Source organism: Thalassolituus sp. UBA2009 (assembly GCF_002335285.1).
Classification (GTDB): Bacteria; Pseudomonadota; Gammaproteobacteria; order Pseudomonadales; family Oceanobacteraceae; genus Venatoribacter; species Venatoribacter alkanivorans.
On sequence record NZ_DDCJ01000058.1, the window covers coordinates 79,004 to 98,115 of the forward strand.

The 19,112-nt window shown below is 51.8% G+C and carries 17 protein-coding genes; 15 read left to right on the forward strand and 2 right to left on the reverse strand.

The genetic code is table 11. The features are described 5' to 3' along the window. Positions 1–9: 9 nt before the first annotated feature. From B3P58_RS06410 to B3P58_RS06480, 15 genes are all read left to right on the forward strand, one after another. Positions 10–975 carry a hypothetical protein gene (locus B3P58_RS06410; protein WP_286716543.1) on the forward strand — a complete coding sequence of 322 codons (966 nt, stop codon included), beginning with the start codon at positions 10–12 and terminating at the stop codon, positions 973–975. Beyond that, positions 975–1,661, forward strand: a complete 687-nt coding sequence (locus B3P58_RS06415) for a hypothetical protein (protein ID WP_286716544.1) — start codon at positions 975–977, stop codon at positions 1,659–1,661. Before B3P58_RS06410 ends, B3P58_RS06415 begins: the two co-directional genes overlap by 1 nt. Beyond that, positions 1,658–2,335, forward strand: coding sequence for a type II secretion system protein GspM (gene gspM, locus B3P58_RS06420; protein ID WP_230332660.1), 678 nt, complete (start codon positions 1,658–1,660; stop codon positions 2,333–2,335). The genes B3P58_RS06415 and gspM overlap by 4 nt, the downstream gene beginning before the upstream one ends. Next, positions 2,328–2,672 (forward strand): hypothetical protein, encoded by a 345-nt coding sequence (locus B3P58_RS06425; protein ID WP_286716545.1) that lies wholly within the window; start codon positions 2,328–2,330, stop codon positions 2,670–2,672. The genes gspM and B3P58_RS06425 overlap by 8 nt, the downstream gene beginning before the upstream one ends. Before the next feature lie 9 nt (positions 2,673–2,681). Beyond that, positions 2,682–4,304, forward strand: a complete 1,623-nt coding sequence (mshL, locus tag B3P58_RS06430) for a pilus (MSHA type) biogenesis protein MshL (protein WP_286716546.1) — start codon at positions 2,682–2,684, stop codon at positions 4,302–4,304. Positions 4,305–4,306: 2 nt separating this feature from the next. Beyond that, complete coding sequence (locus B3P58_RS06435; protein ID WP_225692157.1) at positions 4,307–5,215, forward strand: ExeA family protein; 909 nt, start codon at positions 4,307–4,309, stop codon at positions 5,213–5,215. Continuing rightward, positions 5,212–6,168, forward strand: coding sequence for a tetratricopeptide repeat protein (locus tag B3P58_RS06440; protein WP_286716547.1), 957 nt, complete (start codon positions 5,212–5,214; stop codon positions 6,166–6,168). The genes B3P58_RS06435 and B3P58_RS06440 overlap by 4 nt, the downstream gene beginning before the upstream one ends. A gap of 3 nt (positions 6,169–6,171) precedes the next feature. Further along, the gene (locus tag B3P58_RS06445; RefSeq protein ID WP_145469807.1) at positions 6,172–7,893 is read left to right on the forward strand and encodes a GspE/PulE family protein; all 1,722 of its coding nucleotides are present in this window, start codon (positions 6,172–6,174) and stop codon (positions 7,891–7,893) included. After that, a complete protein-coding gene (locus tag B3P58_RS06450; RefSeq protein ID WP_225692159.1) occupies positions 7,886–9,112 on the forward strand; it encodes a type II secretion system F family protein in 1,227 nt (408 codons plus the stop codon). The genes B3P58_RS06445 and B3P58_RS06450 overlap by 8 nt, the downstream gene beginning before the upstream one ends. Before the next feature lie 108 nt (positions 9,113–9,220). Continuing rightward, the gene (locus B3P58_RS06455) at positions 9,221–9,835 is read left to right on the forward strand and encodes a hypothetical protein (protein ID WP_286716548.1); all 615 of its coding nucleotides are present in this window, start codon (positions 9,221–9,223) and stop codon (positions 9,833–9,835) included. An 18-nt stretch (positions 9,836–9,853) separates the two neighbouring features. After that, a complete protein-coding gene (locus B3P58_RS06460) occupies positions 9,854–10,348 on the forward strand; it encodes a type II secretion system protein (protein ID WP_145469804.1) in 495 nt (164 codons plus the stop codon). Between the two features lie 12 nt (positions 10,349–10,360). Beyond that, positions 10,361–10,825 carry a prepilin-type N-terminal cleavage/methylation domain-containing protein gene (locus B3P58_RS06465; protein WP_286716549.1) on the forward strand — a complete coding sequence of 155 codons (465 nt, stop codon included), beginning with the start codon at positions 10,361–10,363 and terminating at the stop codon, positions 10,823–10,825. A gap of 61 nt (positions 10,826–10,886) precedes the next feature. Continuing rightward, positions 10,887–11,372 (forward strand): type IV pilus modification PilV family protein, encoded by a 486-nt coding sequence (locus tag B3P58_RS06470; RefSeq protein ID WP_286716550.1) that lies wholly within the window; start codon positions 10,887–10,889, stop codon positions 11,370–11,372. Further along, the gene (locus B3P58_RS06475) at positions 11,372–12,184 is read left to right on the forward strand and encodes a type II secretion system protein (RefSeq protein WP_145469801.1); all 813 of its coding nucleotides are present in this window, start codon (positions 11,372–11,374) and stop codon (positions 12,182–12,184) included. The genes B3P58_RS06470 and B3P58_RS06475 overlap by 1 nt, the downstream gene beginning before the upstream one ends. A gap of 429 nt (positions 12,185–12,613) precedes the next feature. After that, the gene (locus B3P58_RS06480; protein ID WP_286716551.1) at positions 12,614–16,456 is read left to right on the forward strand and encodes a DUF6701 domain-containing protein; all 3,843 of its coding nucleotides are present in this window, start codon (positions 12,614–12,616) and stop codon (positions 16,454–16,456) included. A gap of 20 nt (positions 16,457–16,476) precedes the next feature. Here the strand turns inward: B3P58_RS06480 and ntrC are convergent, their stop codons facing one another. Both ntrC and glnL read right to left on the reverse strand, forming a co-directional pair. After that, a complete protein-coding gene (gene ntrC, locus B3P58_RS06485) occupies positions 16,477–17,907 on the reverse strand; it encodes a nitrogen regulation protein NR(I) (protein ID WP_145469798.1) in 1,431 nt (476 codons plus the stop codon). A gap of 2 nt (positions 17,908–17,909) precedes the next feature. Then, positions 17,910–18,986, reverse strand: coding sequence for a nitrogen regulation protein NR(II) (glnL, locus tag B3P58_RS06490; RefSeq protein ID WP_186435967.1), 1,077 nt, complete (start codon positions 18,984–18,986; stop codon positions 17,910–17,912). Between the last annotated feature and the right edge of the window lie 126 nt (positions 18,987–19,112).

Consider the following 19,112-nt stretch of genomic DNA (forward strand, 5'->3'; position numbering starts at 1 on the left):
GAGGTGGCGATGCGCTGGCCCTGGCAGAAAAAAAGTCTTCAGGATTCACGCTGTCTGGGCATCGAATTGCATCAGGGCAGAGGCTTTGCTGTGTTGCGTGAAGCGGATGTCGTGCGGGAGTGTTACCGTCCTGCAGATACAGAGCAGGGGCTGGATGGTCTGGCAGCCTGGGTTGGCCGTCAGCAGTTGCAGGGGGTTCCGGTGGTGTTGTCACTGGATGCTCTGGATTATGAACTGCATCTGGTCGAGGCGCCGGCAGTGAGCGATGACGAACTCGGCGATGCTCTGCGTTTCCGCATGCGCGATCTTCTGCCGCAAGGCTCAGAACAAAAAATCATTCAGGGTTTCCGTATGCCCGCTGATGCTTATCGCCGGCGGCTGGAGATGGCCTTTGCGGTGGTGGTCGATCATCGCCGGATTAAAGAACTTGTGCGTTGGTGCAAACATCAGCAGTTACAGTTGCACAGCATTATCATTCCGGAGCTCAGTCTGCTGCATCTGGTGGCTGAAATGGAGCCGGAAACCGCCGTTGGTGTACTGCGTCTGGATGCTGACGACGGCATGATTTATCTCTACCGCGATGGCGGACTGTATCTTTCCCGGAGGCTGAATACCGGCACCCGCGCGCTGGGTTTAGCCTCTGCTGGTGAAGGTGAACTCAGCCTGGAAACCGACAGCCGGGTTGATGCTCTGGCACTGGATATTCAACGCTCTCTGGATTATTTCGACAGCCAACTGGGCATGGGTGTCGTTGGCCAGCTTTGGGTTCTGGTGCCTGATAATGCTGATGTCAGTGAGTTATTACCGGAGCTGGAGCGCAGCGTGAATATTCCGGTACGCAGCCTGTTGCTGGAGTCGGCATTCAGTAACAGCGGCCAGGAAACACTGACCGCTTCACTCGCTATTGCTCTGGGTAATGCTCTTTCTTTTGAACAGAACGACGCGGCATTGCCTGTTGCCGGAAAGGTGGCCTGATGACCTGGCAGATTCGGCAGCGGGTTAATTTTTACCTTGAAGAATTCCGTCCACCGGCTTTGCCGCGTGATGTCAGGCAGCTGTTACTGCAGCTCGGGCTGACTGCTGTACTGCTGCTGGTGGCTGCACTTGTGCTGCTGGGCTACTCCCGGTGGCTGCAGCACGAACAGCAGCAGATAAACCAGTTTGCGCAGAATCTGACCCGGCAGCTGGAAGACGAAATGGCACGTCACCCGCCACTGGTGGTCGATAACGGTTTGCAGCAGCAGCTTGAACAGGCAAGGCGACAGCTGGCTGACAGTCAGAAAATTTTGCTTTATCTGGGGCGCGAGCAATTGCAGCAAAGCCAGTCGTTTACCCCGTTGATTGCTCAGCTGGGAGAGCAGCAGGTTCGCGGTGTCTGGCTGCAGGGCTTCAGCGTGCGCGGAGGCGGTCAGCAGGTACAGCTGCGGGGGTTTGTTGATGAACCAGAGAAACTGTCCCGTTATGTGGTTGAGCTGCTTCAGCGCAGCGCCTATGCGGGTAAATCATTCAGTCAGATTGATATACAGCGCAGCGAACAGCGCTGGCTCAGCTTTGTGCTGGATACAGAAGCTCCCGCAGCAGAGCAGGGCACTGCAGAGTTAACAACCAGACAGAATCTCACACGCAATCAGCAACAGATAAGTAGCGGGGGGCGTTTATGAGCTCCCGCAACAAAGTGTACTGGTGGCGTCATCCGCTCGCGCAAAAGCTTATTACTGCTTATAAAAAACTGCTCCCGCGTGAGCAGCTGTTGCTGCAGATTATTCTGCATGCCGTCATTCTTGCTCTGTTTTCCTTATTCCTGCTGCAACCTTTGTGGCAGCGCAGCGAAGTGCTGCAGCAAACAACCGCCAGCCAGCAGCAACAGAATCAACAATTACAGGAGCAGCTGGCACAGCTGCAGCTGCAGGTGATGACCGATCCCAACCAGCCTTTACGGGATGAGCTTGCCCGTTTGCAGGTGCAGCAGGCTGATATGAACCGGCGTATCGCTACCCTGACCGATGCCCTGGTATCTCCGGCGCAGATGGTGCCCCTGCTGGAGCAAATGCTGAAGCAGGACAAGCGCCTGCAACTGAAAAGCCTGGTCAATCTGCCGCGTGAACGGCTCGGCCTGGGGGAAGAATTTGCCGATGTACAACTCTACCGTCACGGCCTGCGCCTGACTCTTGATGCCAGCTACGATGGCTTGCTGGCGTATCTGCAACGGCTGGATGCCATGCCCTGGCGATTGTTCTGGCAAGAGCTGAATTTTACCGTTGATCAGCATCCCCGTGGCGAACTGACGCTTGAGGTATATACCCTGAGTATGCGTGAGGAGGTACTGGGTGGCTGAATATTCTTTCATGCTGAAAAAGCAGTTTCGTCTGTTACCGATGCTTTGGCTGGGGCTTGCAGCTGCCGTCTTTGCCGCCGATCCGACGCAGCCACCGCCCTGGCTGCAGCGGGCGCCGGTTTCGGCAGCAGCAGCGGATGTGCCTCTGCGGGTACAGCAGATCCTGATCCGTAAAGGCGATAACCGCGCTGTTATTAATAACCGTCTGGTGCAAGCCGGCGATGTTGTTGACGGAGCTCAGGTTATGGCGATTTATGCGGATAAGGTTGTGGTGAAAATCCGGCAGAAACGGCATGAACTGTCTTTACTTGTTAATACACGACGTATTTCTGAATAGGTATTTATTTTGTCTGTTGTCATTGCCAGTCGTTCTGCACCATTGCGCATTCTTTCTCTGCTGACTCTGGCTTTATTTATGCCGTGGCTGAGTGGCTGCGCTGCGTCTGCGCCTAAAACCCAACAGGATAAAGAAACGGCTGATAATCTGCTGCTGCAGACTGAAGCGGAACCTGTGCAGGCTGATCTCGATCTGCAGCAACTGCTGCCACCGCTGAATCAGCAGCCGTCTTCGCCACCGCAGCATTTTGACGTATTGGCCGACCGTACACCGGCCACCGCCTTTTTTAACAGCCTGGTGGATGGAACGGGTTATAACCTGGTGGTTCATCCCGAAGTCAGCGGCGATATCAGTCTGAATTTAAAAAGCGTAACTTTGCTGGAAACTCTGCAGGCCGTGCGTGATATCTACGGCTTTGATTTTGTGCAGTCAGCCTATGGGGTGCAGATTTTACCGCGTCAGCAGCAAACGCGTATTTTTCCGATTAATTACCTTAACGTAAAACGTGCCGGACGTTCCGGCATGCATGTCAGCAGCGGCCAGGTGACATCGACCGACTCGCGTCAAAGCAGCACTCAGACCAACACCACCACCTCGGGCAGCAGTTCGCAAACCATTAACAGCAGTGAAGTTGATACCGAGTCCAATACTGATTTCTGGCAGGGATTAAAAAATACCCTGCAACTGATGCTGGCTCAGGAAACCGATGCACAGGTGGTGGTTGATGCTCATGCCGGTATCGTGGTGGTAAAAGCCATGCCGGGAACGTTAAATCATATTGCCAGCTATCTGGAAAAAGCGGAGCTAAGCGTACAGAAACAGGTTTTGATTGAAGCAAAAATTGTTGAAGTGACACTGAGTGATGGCTTTCAGTCGGGTATTGACTGGGGAGCCTTTGGTAAGCAGGGAAGCCGCTATACCTACAATGCGACTCAGTCTGCGACCGCATTAACCAACCCCGATTTAATTGATGGTATTTTCTCGCTCAATATTACTGCAACCGACTTTACTGCAGCGCTGCAGTTATTAAAAACACAGGGTGATGTAAAAGTTTTGTCCAGCCCGCGCATTGCCACTGTTAATAATCAGAAAGCGGTCATTAAAGTAGGATCAGACGAGTTTTTTGTTACCAACGTCAGCAACACAACAACGTCAACAACAACCGGCAGTTCCAATACACCGGATATTGAGTTGACGCCATTCTTCTCCGGTATTGCTCTGGACGTTACACCGCAGATCGGTTCCGATCAGGAAGTGACTCTGCACGTTCACCCCACCGTGACCGAGGTAGAAGAAAAAGTAAAAACAGTGCAGCTGAATAACGACGATTACACTCTGCCTCTGGCGTACAGTACCGTGCGCGAAACCGATTCAATTGTCCGTGCCCGCTCCGGTCAGGTGGTGGTTATTGGTGGCCTGATGCAGAACCGCAAAGTGCGTACAGATGCCAGCGTTCCCTGGTTGGGGAGCATTCCTGTTCTGGGTTGGTTCTTCCGTCAGACCCGGGAAGAAATTGTGCAGAGCGAACTGGTCATCCTGATTCAGCCCAAGGTCATTGATTCCGCACTGAGTCGTGAGCAGGTGGATGAGCTTAACCGGCGCTATTCACGGCTGATGCCCGCCCGGAGGTGAGTATGGATATGACTCAGCTGACCCAGGCCTGTGAGCAATTTTATGGCCTTAAACAGCCACCCTTTGGCTTGACGCCCAATACCGAATTTTATGTGGAATTGCCCAGTCAGAAGCAGGCCTTCGAACTGCTGTTGTTTGCATTGTCGTCCGGTGAAGGGTTTATAAAAGTTACCGGTGAAGTCGGAACCGGCAAAACATTATTGTGCCGCCGTCTGCTCAATGCTCTCAGTGTTGATGGCGTGCGCACTGCTTATATTCCCAATCCGGCATTAGGCGCAGAAGGGTTATGGCGCGCCATTGCCCGTGAGCTTGGATTAAACACGGAAAATAAAAGCGATCTTCAGGTGCAGGAAGATATTCAGCAGTGTCTGCTGCAGTTTGCACTGAACGCTCAGCCGGTCGTGCTGATTATTGATGAAGCGCAGTGCATGCCGGAGGATACGCTGGAAGCACTGCGGCTGATCTCCAATCTGGAAACCGAACGGCAGAAGCTGGTTCAGATTGTTTTATTCGGCCAGCCTGAGCTTAATCTGACGCTTGCTCAACCCCGCTTTCGCCAATTATTACAGCGTATTACTTACAGTGCAGATCTGCGGCCGTTAAATAACAGCGAAGCTCTGGCGGTGTATCTGCAACAACGCCTGAGTATTGCCGGGTATCGTGGCATGCCGCTGTTTCAGGCATCGGCGCTTAAGCATCTGTGGCAGGCCAGCCGCGGAATTCCGCGACTGGTTAATATTCTTGCGGCAAAAACATTGCTGGTGGGGTATGGCAATGGCAGCCATCAGCTGGAATCCCGTCATGTGGCAAAAGCGGTGGCCGATACCGAAGGTGCTTACCCATCTGCGCCGGACTGGTCATGGCTGCGCCTTTCTACTCTGTTTGCTGCTGTGGTTCTGGTGCTTATATGAGCTTGCTGCATCAGGTTCTGCAGGATATCGATAAACGTGACGCCGTACAGCCGGTGTTACCACCTTCTTTGCAGCTGGATCATGAAACACCTGCTGCAGCCTATTTCCCGGCGCAATTACGTTTTCGCCGTTATCAGCCTGTGTTCTGGCTGTTGCTGATTTTAATTCCGGTCTTTTTTTATCTGTCTGAGCGGTTAACAGAAAACGGCCCTGAAAAGGTTATAACAGAGGCTGCAGCGCCTGCTGCAATACAAAACGCAGATATTCCGGAAAATGCAGATATTCCGGCGGATTCCAATACTGAAAATACTCAGCCGGCCGCAGCAGAAGAGATTACGGCTGTCATTACTTCAAATAATGAGATTCGGGCCGGAGCGCAGAATACTTTTGCAGAGGAAACTCAGCCTCAGCTGTCAGTCCTCACTGCTGCAGAAAAACCTGTAAAAGAGAAAGCAGAACCGGCTGCGTCAGCAGGTGCTGCCTCGGTGGTGCGCAGCGATCAGGAAGCGCAACAACATTATTTGCAGGCGCTGGATGATCTTGCCAGTCAGCAGTTTTCCATGGCACTGGAGCATATAAATCAGGCACTGGCTCTGGCCGGGCGGGAAGACTATCTCGCCATCAAACTGCGTATTTACCTTGAACAAAAGGAACGGGAGCAATTTCTGCAGTTTTATGCGCAGCATGCCTCTGTTCTCCATTCTTACTGGCTTGCTGTTGCAGCACCGGGTCTGCATTTGTTTGGCCGTTATGACGATGCTGTCCGGGTTTACCAGCAGCTGATCCTTGCGCAGCCGGATGTTGTTAACTGGCCACTGGCGTTAGCTCAGGCTTTGCATTCTGCCGGGCGAAATCAGCAGGCACGTAGCGTGCTGGAGAGTCTTTATGAGCAGAATCGTCTGACCCCTGATCAGCAGCGCTGGGTTGAGCAAAGATTAAAGAGTTTAAGGTGAGTTATGGAAACGCCGAGTCGTAAACGTGTCCGTGTCGGAGATCTGCTGCTGGAAAAGAGCCTGATCAGCGAAGATCAGCTGCATCAGGCTCTGGCAGAGCAGAAAAAAACCGGGAAAAAGCTGGGCCGGGCGATTACTGATCTGGGTTTTGTTAAAGAAGATGAACTGCTGAGGACGCTGGCCGATTTTTTTAATTATCCGTTTATCGATCTGGCCCGTTTCCGTATTCATAATCATCTGGTACAGCGTCTGCCGGAAACCCATGCCCGGCGTTATCGCTGTCTGGTTTTGTCTGAGGAAAATAATGGCTTACTGATCGGTATGGCAGACCCTACCGATCTGATGGTGATTGATGATCTGCAGCGAATCCTCAAGACAGCGATCTTCCCTGCGTTTATCCGTGAGCAGGAGCTCCTCTCTATTCTGGATACGGTTTACCGCCGTCAGGAGCAGATGGCGACCATCGCCGGTGAGCTGGAAGGCGAGCTGCGTGGCAGTGAATTTGATATTGATCAGATGGCACAGTCATCCGATGTTAATGAAGCGCCGGTTGTACGCTTACTGCAAAGCCTGTTTGAAGATGCGGTACAGATTAAAGCATCGGATATTCATATCGAACCGGAAGAAAACCAGCTGCGTATTCGTCTGCGCGTCGATGGTGAACTTCAGGAACAGGTTATGAAAGAAAAGCGTGTTGCTTCGGCATTAGTATCACGCCTGAAAATTATGTCTGGTCTTGATATTTCTGAGAAACGTTTACCACAGGATGGGCGTTTTAATATCCGCGTGTCGAATAAAAATATTGATGTGCGGGTCTCGACCATGCCTGTGCAGTTCGGTGAATCGGTGGTGATGCGTTTGCTGGATCAGAGTGCCGGAATTCTCAGTATGGAAACACTGGGGATGCCGGAAAAACTACAGAAGCGTTTTGAATATCTGATTCACAGGCCTCATGGCCTGATACTGGTCACAGGTCCGACCGGTAGTGGTAAAACCACTACCCTCTATGCTGCTCTCAGTGTGCTGAATCAGCCGGAAAAAAAGATCATTACCGCCGAAGACCCGATTGAATACCGCTTGCCGCGGGTAAATCAGGTGCAGGTGAACAGTAAAGTCGGCCTGGAGTTTTCTACGGTATTACGTGCCGCATTACGCCAGGACCCGGATATTGTATTGGTCGGGGAGATTCGTGACCACGAAACGGCTGAAATTGGTCTGCGTGCAGCCATGACCGGCCATATGGTGTTATCAACGTTGCATACCAATGATGCGGTATCAACGGTCGCACGCTTAATGGATATGGGGGTTGACCGCTATCTGGTGGCATCATCGCTGCGCGCGGTGGTGGCTCAGCGTCTGGTCAAAAAGCTATGCCGCCATTGCCAGCAGCCGCATGTTATGGACGCACAAGAAAAGGCCTGGCTGGATGTACTGGAACCGGGATCTTCGGCTCACAATTACCTCAGTGGCCGTGGTTGTCATCACTGTCACAATACCGGTTATCAGGGACGTATTGGTATTTACGAGCTGTTGGAAATGACTCCCGAGCTGGTTGCATCATTGCGTCATGATGATGCGCAGTTGTTTGCTGAACAAGCTGCCGCCCAGAGCGGATTCCGTTCCCTGGCTTTGTGCGCACTGGATTATGCCCGTGCCGGAGTAACTTCGCTGGAAGAGGTGTTCAGGGTGTCAGCAACTCTGGAAGAGGATCTGGCCAATGGCTGAATTTATTTACCGTGGCCGTGATAACCGTGGCCAGGCGGTGAATGGAATTATTGCCGCCGGCAGCAGCCAGTCGGCGCTGGATCAGTTGCAGCAACAGCAGATCATTGTACTTGCGCTGGATGAGGCCGAAGAGGTCCGGGAATCATCCGGCTTAAACATGAAGCTGTGGGCGCGCGAGCGTATCAGTGCGGACGAATTAATTCTGCTGACACGGCAGCTTTACTCGCTGACTAAAGCAGGTGTTCCTATTATCCGTGCCTTAACCGGGCTGGCAGAGTCATCGGTAAACCCCGCCATAAAAAATACACTGAATGGTATCAATCGTTCTCTGGTATCCGGGTCGGATCTGGTGACTGCTTTCCGTCAATACCCGCAGTACTTCTCTCCCATTTTTATCAGCATGGTGCATATCGGTGAAACTACGGGGCATTTGGCGGATGCATTACTGAAACTGATTTCGCACCTGGAAATGGAGCGTGAAACCCGTAAGCGGATTAAAGCCGCATTACGCTACCCAACCATGGTTGTTGGCAGTATCAGTATTGCGATGGTCGTGATCACGATGTTTGTGATACCCAGCTTCAGTGGGGTGTTTAATAATCTTGGCGCCCAGCTTCCCTGGGCTACCCGCGTATTAATGGGCACATCACAATTTATGCAGGATTACTGGTTGTTCTTACTGGTGATGCTGAGCGTTTCCTTTTGGGCATTCCGGGGCTACGTAAGAACACCGCAGGGTGCCCTGTTCTGGGATGAGAAAAAGCTGAAAATTCCGATATTGGGCGGAATCTTCGAGCGTATTGCTCTGGCGCGGTTTTCCCGCTCTTTCGCCATGCTGATGGCGGCGGGGGTGCCAATTCTGCAGGGACTTTCTATTGTTGCCGAGAGTGTCGGTAATCGCTTTATCGGTGCAGCGGTTAAGAGTATGCAGCATGGTATTGAGCGCGGCGATCGCCTGACGAATACAGCAATTGCGACCGGGCTGTTTACCCCACTGGTTTTACAGATGATGTCGGTGGGAGAAGAAACCGGTTCGGTTGATAGTTTGCTCGATGAGGTTGCGGATTTTTATGAGCAGGAAATTGATTACGATCTGAAGCGCCTGGCTGATGCGATTGAGCCGGTTCTGCTGGTTTTTCTCGGCTTAATGGTACTGGTTCTGGCGTTGGGGGTTTTCCTGCCTATCTGGGATCTCAGCCGTGTGGCGACAGGGCGTTAGGATTCTTTGATCCGGCGCATTAAATCACTGAAAACAGGCGGATTTATGTTTTGTTTCGTAAATATAAACGGCAAAAAAAAATCACTGAGCTAAGGTTTCAGTAGGCTTATGAATGATGGCCGCATCTGTTCTTTACATGCTTATACCAAACTGGAATTTGCGGCGGCGGTCGCTCTGTTGGCACTACTGCCTGCACTGTTGTTACCGCGTTATAACCGTTTGCTGGATGATGCCAGAAAGGCAGAAGTTATTGCCCAGGGAAGTAGCTTAAAAGCCGCCGTCATGAAAGTGCATGAACGTTGGTTTCTGGATGGTCAGCCCGGAGCTGTCGAACAGCTGAGCGGTTTTGGACGTAATGATATTGCCGTATCGGTTTCCGGCTGGCCGGTGGATGCAGCAGTAACCTCAGCGGATGCGGGTTTTGATGAACAGCAGAATACGCCGGTATCGTCAGATGTGGTGGCCGCAACAGCACCTTGTATCCGCCTTTGGCGGGCACTGCTGCAGGACCCGGTACCACCGTTGTATACCGCTTATGAGCACGCGCCGGCAGACAGCTATCGTGTGTATTGGATCTCCGGTGTTTGTCGCTACGTAAAAGTAACGGCGGCAAACAGTGGGAAAACTGCAGGCAAAGACGCCGGCGGGCAGGAAGAAAACGGAAGTCAGTCTTACATTGAATATAACGCGGCCAATGGCCGGGTCACTTGGTTTATCCGATAAGCAAGCAGGAGTCGGAATATGAAGAAACAAGCAGGTTTTACACTGATCGAACTGATCATGGTAATTGTGATTCTCGGCGTGCTGTCGGCTTTTGCTTTGCCCCGCTTTGCAGATTTTGGCGGTGACGCGCGTACGGCCAGTGTTAATGCGCTGGCAGGTGCACTGCGCTCGGCAGCAAATATTGCCCACGCTCAGCAACTGGCGAATGGGGCAGCGCTGGGCGCCAGCGTTACACTGGAAGGCAGTGCCATTACTATGGTGAACGGTTATCCGACTGCCGATGCCGCCGGTATTACGGTAGCTGCTCAGGTTTCGGCGGGTCTTCAGGCTGCTTTTGATGCTGGCACTGTGGATTATGTGGTCAGCGGTGGTGGTGCAACAGGTGGCAGTACCCTGACATATACTTTGCGTGCAAACTGCACCGCTGCCTATACCGCAGCAACTGCAGCAACCGATAATACCGCCCCGATTACCGCCTCTCCGGTAGTCGTGGTTACTGCCAGTGGTTGCTAATCCGCTTCTGCAATGAAGCCGCATGTCTCGGGCTTTACCCTGGTAGAACTGGTGATGGTACTGGTTCTGCTGGGGGTGCTCAGTGCGATTGGCAGCAGTCTTTTTGCCCGCCCGGATAGTTTTTCTGCGTTAAGTGCGCGTGATCAATTACAGGCTATGATTTTACTGGCCCAGCAGCGTGCACTGGCCAATACCAGTAATTCTGCAGTTGTTCTTAGCGTGATGCAGGACAATGCGAACTGGCGGTTTAATCTCAGTCAGGGAACGGTGTCATTTAAGGAGCGTCAGGCTCCCCGTCATAACGCTACTCTCAGCCTTAATGGCTCGGCCTTCAGCAATGGTCAGACCAGCAACTTTACCTTTGCCAGCGATACCTCTGTAGGCAGCAACTATCAGTTTGTCTTCTCCTCCGAAACGACTCATCCATTGTGCCTGGCTGCCAGTGGTTTTGCTTATCCGGCAACCTGTCAGCCCTGATCAGCTAAACTTAGAAGGTAGTTTCAGTGTTAACAGGCCCTAATATTTCAGGCGCGATAATATGAACAGGCAACAGGGACTGACATTGGTCGAGCTGGTGATCATGCTGATTATTATCAGCGTGGCACTGGTGGGTAGCTTGCGGGTATTTTCGCTGCTATCCGGCCGTAGTGCTGATGCGCTGTTGCAAAGCCGTGTAACCAATCTGGCGCAAATTTATCTGGACGAAATACTCGCCCGCCAGTTTGACGAAACAACCGGGCCTGCCGGTGTACCACCTTATAATGGCGTATGCCGTATCACCGATGATGGCGAAAGCCGTACTCAATACGATGATGTGGATGACTACAACGGTATTAATACCGAAGATCCGGCATTAATGGATCAGAGCCTGGCAGGTTTGTATAACGGCTATAGCGTCAGCATTGAGGTTCATTGCGATAATTCTTTGGGCATTAATGCTGAAGGCGCAAAAAGAATTGATCTGAGTGTTATGGCGCCCAATGGGCAGGTAAGCCGTTTTACCGCTTATAAAGGTAATTTCTGATGCTGCTTCCGGCCAGATCAAGATTACAGGCGTTTACTCTGATTGAATTGCTGATTGTACTTGTTGTCGGCAGTGTTCTGGCCATTATTTCTGTACGTTTTATCAGCGAAAGTGGTCGCATGCTGCTCGACAGTGGCGCGCGTCAGCAGTTGGCTGCGACAGGCAGTGTCATCAATGAAAAGATCAGCCGGTTATTACGCCCGGCGTTGCCCGGGAGTATCCGGGTAACAGCCAATGGCCGCTGTATTGAGTTTATTCCGGTAAAGGTTGCCTCCGTTTACACAAGTCTTGCCCTGAATATGGCAATTACCGATTTTTCTGCCGTGCCGGTTTCGGCATCAGAAGTTAACAGTGGCTACGCAGTTATTTATCCTATCAATCAGAACGAACTTTACAGTCCGTCTGCCAGTGGTGCATTAACGCAGGCCATTGCTACCTTGCCGGCTGGCACTGCTGCGGTAACGGTAAGCCTGTCGTCAGCTCACGAATTTTTATCGGATTCGCCTGTCAGGCGCTTTTATCTGGTTACTACGCCGGAAGCGGTTTGTCAGCAGGGCAGCTTTCTTTATCATTTCCGGAATTACGGTTTTATTGCCAATATCGCCTCGCTGGAGTCGTCGCTGCCAGCATCACAGGCCGCCGGGCGGGATGTTCTGGCCTATCCCCTGCAAAATAACTCGCTGAATTTTCGTTATTTACCCCCGACACTGCGGCGCAATGGTCTGGTTACCTTTTCTTATATTCTGGAAAACCCATCCTCTGATGACCAGTTGCAACAGACACAGGAGGTACAGCTCCGTAATGTGCCCTGAGCGAATATTAAATGCCCGAATAACGGCCAGGCAGTCGGGTTTTGGCTTACCAATGGCTGTGTTTGTAATCACGGTGCTGGCATTGGTTATCGCTGCTATGGCGCAATTACAGCAAAGCAGCAGTGAGGGCAGCAGCCTGCAGTTACAGTCGCAGCGTGCGTTTTATGCGGCCGAATCCGGGTTACAGCTCAGCCTTAATTTACTTCTGCCTCCGGATGGGAGTGCAGGCAGAAGCTGTGCATCAGTACCGTTCTATGCTCATGATTTTTCTTCAACGAATTCTTTGTACGGATTGAGCAACTGCAGTGTTCGTGTTGAATGCCAGCCGGTTACGGTTGACAGTGAGGTATATTTTACGCTGACCTCGACGGGAACTTGTGGTAGTGGCACTGACAGCGCACAACGTACCACTGAAGTGAGAGTGAAATAATGCAGATTATTTTACGGCTGTTTTTTTTACTGTGCAGTGCCGGGGTTTATGCTGCTCCCGGCGATGTTATTTTCAGTGATGATTTTGAACGTACCAATCTTGGTGGCAATTGGGCTGCCAGCAGCGGCACGAACACCGGCATCAGCAATGCAACAGCAAATTCACCTTCCCGCAGTTTATTCCTGCGTTGGGATACGGTAACGGTCGATACGCTGGCGTTTGATTTGGCGGGTAAAGCCGGTGCTACGTTATCCTTCTGGTGGCGGCGTGGCGATGACAGTTTCAGTGAAGACCCTGACAGTAATGAAGATCTGACAGTACAGATTTTATTAAATAATACTACCTGGGTAGAGCTTGAGCGCTTTGACGGTAATGGTACTCCCGGAGAATCAGGGCTGGCTGAATACGAATTACCCGAAGCGGCTATGTATACCGGTTTACGCGTCCGCTTTCAGCTTGACCGGGGAAATGGTCCGGATAACGACTATTGGCATATTGATGACGTAAAACTGACGGAGACTGCAGGTTATTGTGGTGGCAGTAATATTATTTTCTGCGACGATTTTGAGCGCAATTTTCTTGGTAGCGACTGGAGTGTGACGACGTCTTCTGGTGGTGATGCCGGAATTTCTTCTGCGACAGCCAGTAGTCCGACGCGCTCACTCTATACCAGCAGTGGTGTGGTCAATGTACAGCTAAAAACCCTGGATTTAAGTGTGTACAGTGGCGTTACTCTTGAGTACTGGTGGCGGCGGGGAGCTGATTCTTTCAGTGAAGATCCTGATATCGGTGAGGATCTGGTTGCAGAATTCCGTACCGGTTCCGGAGGCTGGACGCCACTGGAAACTATTAGCGGAAATGGTACCGCGGGTGCGAGCGGTAACAGTATTTTTGCTCTCCCTTCCGGGGCACTGAGCAGTAATTTTCAGTTCCGTTTTCGCCAGACCGGCGGCAACAGCGGAGGAAATGATTACTTCCATCTGGATGACCTGCGTATCACCTCAGACAGTGCTGCTTTAACCTGTTTTAATGATGATTTTGATCGCACCGGCAATGGTAGCGACTGGATCACATCAGCGGTGGCCGGTGGTTTTACCCCCTCATTAGTGAATAACCGTCTGCGTCTGACGCAGGATGTTACCTACCAATCCACAGCATCGACATTACAGCGTTTATTTCCGGCGGCAGATAATATAGTGGTGATTGAATTCACCCATTACGCCTGGTCAACTTCCTTTTTTGGTACCGGTGCTGACGGTATTTCGGTGGTCTTCTCCGATGCCACCATTACCCCGCAGTCTGGTAGTTTTGGTGGTTCTTTGGGGTATGCCCAGCGGGATAATGGTGACCCCGGTTTTGCCGGTGGCTGGCTGGGGATTGGTCTGGATGAGTACGGAAACTTTTCCAATCCGACCGAAGGCCGGATTGGGGGGCCGGGTGCCAGACCCGACAGCGTAACCATTCGTGGTTCGGGCAGTGGCAGCAGTGGCTATCGTTATCTGACCGGCACCAGCAGCTTATCTCCGGGAGTGGATCAACGGCCAACATCCTCAGCTGGTGGCCCGGCTCACCGTTATCGTTTTGTTATTGATTCCCGTATCGCCGGGCAGTCCATCGTCAGTGTCGAGCGCGACAGTGGTGCTGGTTTTGTACCCCTGGTCGCGCCGGTTAATGTTGCGAACCTGAATGGCCAGGCGACGATTCCACAGAATTTATTACTCTCATTTACAGGATCAACCGGAGCCTCCAGTAATTATCACGAAATAGATCTGCTAAGGGTGTGTGCCAATACCATTAATCCGATTGGCCCCATCGTTCATCATTTTGAAATGAGCTACGCCAGCAGTGGATTGACCTGTTCTCCACAGGAAGTAGAGATTAAAGCCTGCGCCAATGCCAGCTGTTCCAGTTTATATACCGATCCGGTGGCCGTTACACTTGGCCCTTCCGGCTGGGAAGGGGGCGATGTACAAACCTTCAGTGGTGGTTCTGCCACACTTTCTTTACGCCAGAATACGGCGGCAACGGTTAATCTTCAGGTGTTGTCATCGGTACCGGTATCGCAGGCGTTTACGTCTAATCTTTGCTCGCGTGACGGTGGGGCATTATCGACCACCTGCAGTATGACCTTTGCAGACTCTGGTTTTGTGCTGGATATTCCGGATTTTCCTGCAGGGCTTGGCGCCAGTGATGTATTGCTGAAAGCCGTTAAAAAAGACGATGTGACCAGGGCCTGTGTGCCAGGATTTGCCAGTGTCAGTCGCGATATCGCTTTCAGCTCACAATATATTGATCCTGATAATACTTCCCGTGTAGTGTCCTGGCCGGTCAGTGTTAACGGAAATAATATCGCCGATATTTCTGCACCAGCAGTAACCTTAACATTGAGTTTTGATGCTAATGGACAGACTCCGCTGACGATTAACTATGCCGATGCCGGGCTGATGCAGCTGAATGTGCAATACAGCGGAACGGGTACGGAAAGCGGATTAATCATGAGTGGCAACGACCGTTTTGTCAGTTACCCGGCGGGCTTCTGTATTCAGGCAGATGACAATAATGGCAACAATGGTGAATGTGGTCTTCCTGTCTATAGTGACTGTGATGCCTTCGTCAAAGCCGGAGATAATTTTAATTTGAATATTTCCGCCGTCGGCTGGCAGACGGCTAGTGATTCTGATTTTTGTAACAATACACCAACCCCAAGCTTTGCAATGAATAATATGACTCTGAGTACGGAGTTGGTTGCCCCTTCGGCAGGCGTTAATGCTGTATTAAATCCGGTGCAATATAATCACAGTGCCGCCACGGATAATAAAAACATTCTGGCAGCGAATGTATCAGAAGTCGGTGTATTTAATATCCGCTTAACACCGGTCAGTAATTATCATGGCCTAACATTATCAGCGGCGGTCAGTACTCCGACCGGACGTTTTTATCCACATCATTTTAACGTCACTGAACTGGTCGCCGGACAGTTGCAGCCCTATTGCAGTACGGCTTCTGGTTTTGCTTACAGCGGCCAGGATATTCACTGGGATCTTGCCCCAGTGCTGGAAATTCAGGCCCGGAATGCGCTGAATAATCTGACGCAGAATTATACCCAGACTGGGTTTATGAAATTACCGCTGAACCCGGCCATATTTTCTCTGCCGGCCACAGACAGTAGTGCGTTGGCCAATGATGGTTTGCCTGTTTCGCTGTCAGCGGTGATTAATGCCGGAAACCTGACTACCGCTTCGGCAGGTATTCTGAATTATACCCTTGATGTGCTGAATGATACCTTTACCTACAGTAAAGAACTAAGAGCAAAAGTGTCCCCTTTTCAACCGAAGCCGATTTTAACCTTGAGCGATTTTAAAGATACCGATGAGGTTAATATGACTGGTTCATTAACGCTTAATATTTCTTCTGGTTTTGAGCTGCGTTACGGGCGTTTATGGCTGGAAGACAGCTACGGCCCGGAAACGCAAACTCTGCGGATACCGGCACGGGCAGAATATTTTTCTGGCGGACGCTTTGTGCTGAACAGCGATGACAGCTGCTGGAGTTACGACAGCAGCGTTGATGCCAGTGTCTTGCCGTCAACGCTGACCAGTGTGCTGGGTAATAGTCGTACGTTAATCAGTGGCCGTAATACGGATGCGGTGTTACTGCAGGCACCGGTTTTACACGCCGGTACACCGGATACCGGCACGGCAACGGTTGGCTTTAATGTGCCTGTATGGCTGCAGGATGATTTTGATAATAATGGTTCGCTGGACGATCCGCAGGCGACGGCCACCTTTGGTATTTACCGTGGCCATGACCGGGTGATTTACTGGCGCGAAGTCAGGCCCTGAGGCCTGACTGCAAAGCGACGTTATTCGTCGCTGTCATCGTCATCATCAGAACCGTGGCCATCCATATTCAGTTCTTTGATTTTACGGGTCAGCGTATTGCGTCCCCAGCCCAGCAGGTTGGCGGCATCACGACGGCGTCCGGCGGTATGCTTAAGTGCCGTTTCAATCATAATGCGTTCAAACACCGGTACGGCGGTATCCAGCAGATTGGTAACACCGTTGGCCAGTTGCTGATCTGCCCAGTAGCGTAAAGCCTGTTCCCAGTTGCCGGAGGTATGAATACTGCCCTGCTGTTCCAAAAGCTCCGGAGGCAGATCGCTGATTAATACTTCACGGCCGGACGCCATAACGGTAATCCAGCGGCAGGTATTTTCCAGCTGACGCACGTTACCCGGCCAGTCAAGCGAGCTTAAATAATCTTCGGTTTCACTGCGCAGGGTTTTGGCTTCGACTTCCAGCTCTTCGGCGGCACGCTTTAAAAAGTGTGACAGTAACTTCGGAATATCTTCACGACGATCCGCCAGACGTGGCAGATGAATACGGATAACGTTTAGGCGGTGGAATAAATCCTCGCGGAAACGTCCTTCTTTAACCAGGCCTTCAAGGTTCTGGTGAGTTGCGGCAATAATCCGTACATTCACTTTGACCGGCGTGGTGCCACCTACGCGGTAAAATTCACCGTCGGCCAGAACACGCAATAAACGGGTCTGGGTATCGGCCGGCATATCACCGATTTCGTCGAGAAATAAAGTACCGCCATTAGCCTGTTCAAAGCGTCCGCGACGCTGACCGCCGGCACCGGTAAAGGAGCCTTTTTCGTGGCCGAATAATTCTGATTCGATCAGGTCTTTGGGAATAGCCGCCATATTCAGGGCAATAAACGGCTGCGCCGAACGTGGGCTGTGTTTATGCAGGGCATGGGCAACCAGTTCTTTACCGGTACCGGATTCACCGTTAATTAATACGGTAATATTGGATTGCGACAGGCGGCCAATGGCACGGAAAACTTCCTGCATGGCCGGCGCTTCGCCAATAATTTCATGCTCTTCGGTTTCTTCTTCGCTTTGCGGCGCATTGGCATTTAATTCGGCGAAGTGTGCAATCGCACGATGAATCAGGCTGACTGCTTCATCCACATCGAATGGCTTGGGTAAGTATTCAAACGCACCCTGCTGATAGGACGATACCGCGCTTTCCAGGTCGGAATGGGCGGTCATAATAATTACCGGTAAATCCGGGTGAGCTTCATGAGCATGACGTAATAACGCCAGACCATCCATGCCGGGCATCCGGATATCGGAAATAATGGCATCCGGATGTTCTCGCTTTAACGCTGCCAGTGCCGGCTCCGCCTGTTCAAAGACGCGGGTGGTGATATTGGCCTGTTCCAGAGCTTTTTCCAGAACCCAGCGGATTGATTTGTCGTCGTCGATAATCCAGACAGTGCTCATAGTTATTCCAGAGGTAAATAAATAGAGAAGACGGTTTTACTGGCATCACTGACAAACTCAATGATGCCGTTCTTCTGATTGATAATGGATTGCGAAATCGATAATCCCAGCCCGGTGCCGTCGGCGCGGCCGCTGACCATCGGGTAGAAAAGATTTTCGCGTAATTCTTCGGGAATTCCCGGGCCGTTGTCGCTGATATCGATCTGTGCGACCAGACGGTGACGATGATGGCCAATGGTAAACTGGCGCACCGTGCGGGTGCGTAAACTCAGTTGTGGCTGTGCCAGTGGCGGCTGTGCTTCGAGCATTGCCTGCATGGCGTTGCGGCAGATATTCAGCAGGGCCTGAATCAGCTGACCTTTGTCGGCCTCAAGCTCCGGAATGGATGGATCATAATCGCGCTCAATATTGATGCGGCCGGCCGATTCAACATCGATCAGCTGGCAGACACGTTCCAGCACTTCGTGAATATTAACCTGTTCCTGTTTCGGAATCTGGCGCGGGCCGAGCAGACGGTCGACCAGATCACGCAGGCGGTCGGCTTCTTCGATAATGATGTTGGTGTATTCCTTCAGCTCGGCCGAAGGTAATTCACGCTCCAGCAGTTGCGCGGCACCGCGGATACCACCGAGAGGGTTCTTAATTTCGTGGGCTAGTCCGCGTACCAGCGAGCGGGTGGTTTCCTGTTTGGCGATCAGCTGCTCTTCGCGGCTGATGCGCATCAGCCGGTCACGCCCCTGCAGCTCGATCAGCAGCGAAGGCAGGCGGCTTTCCGGATGGGATACCGGGCTGACACTGTAATCCAGCGTCATTTGTTGCTGATTGTGCAGCTGAATAGTGGCTTCACGTTTGGTATAGGAGTGGCCGGTAATAATCGCCTGCTCCAGCGCGCTGGTCGCTTCTTCAGATTCGATGGCCAGTTCAAAAAAGGGCACGCCCAGACAGCGCTTGCCACTCATTTCCAGCAGGGCTTCGGCTGCGGGGTTCATATAAAGAACGGTCAGATCGGCGTCCAGCAGCAGAACACCGGTATTCAGGTGTTCCAGTAAGCGTTGATTGATGATCGGGCTGGCCAGCATGCTTGTCTCCGTTTGCTGCCTGTAAAAACGCCGCGTGAGGCGTGGGTCAGACCGCACCACCAGTACTTATCCAGAGGGCAGTCGTGGCCATCTGTCAGGCCGCTAAAACATTGTGCAACTGGCTTT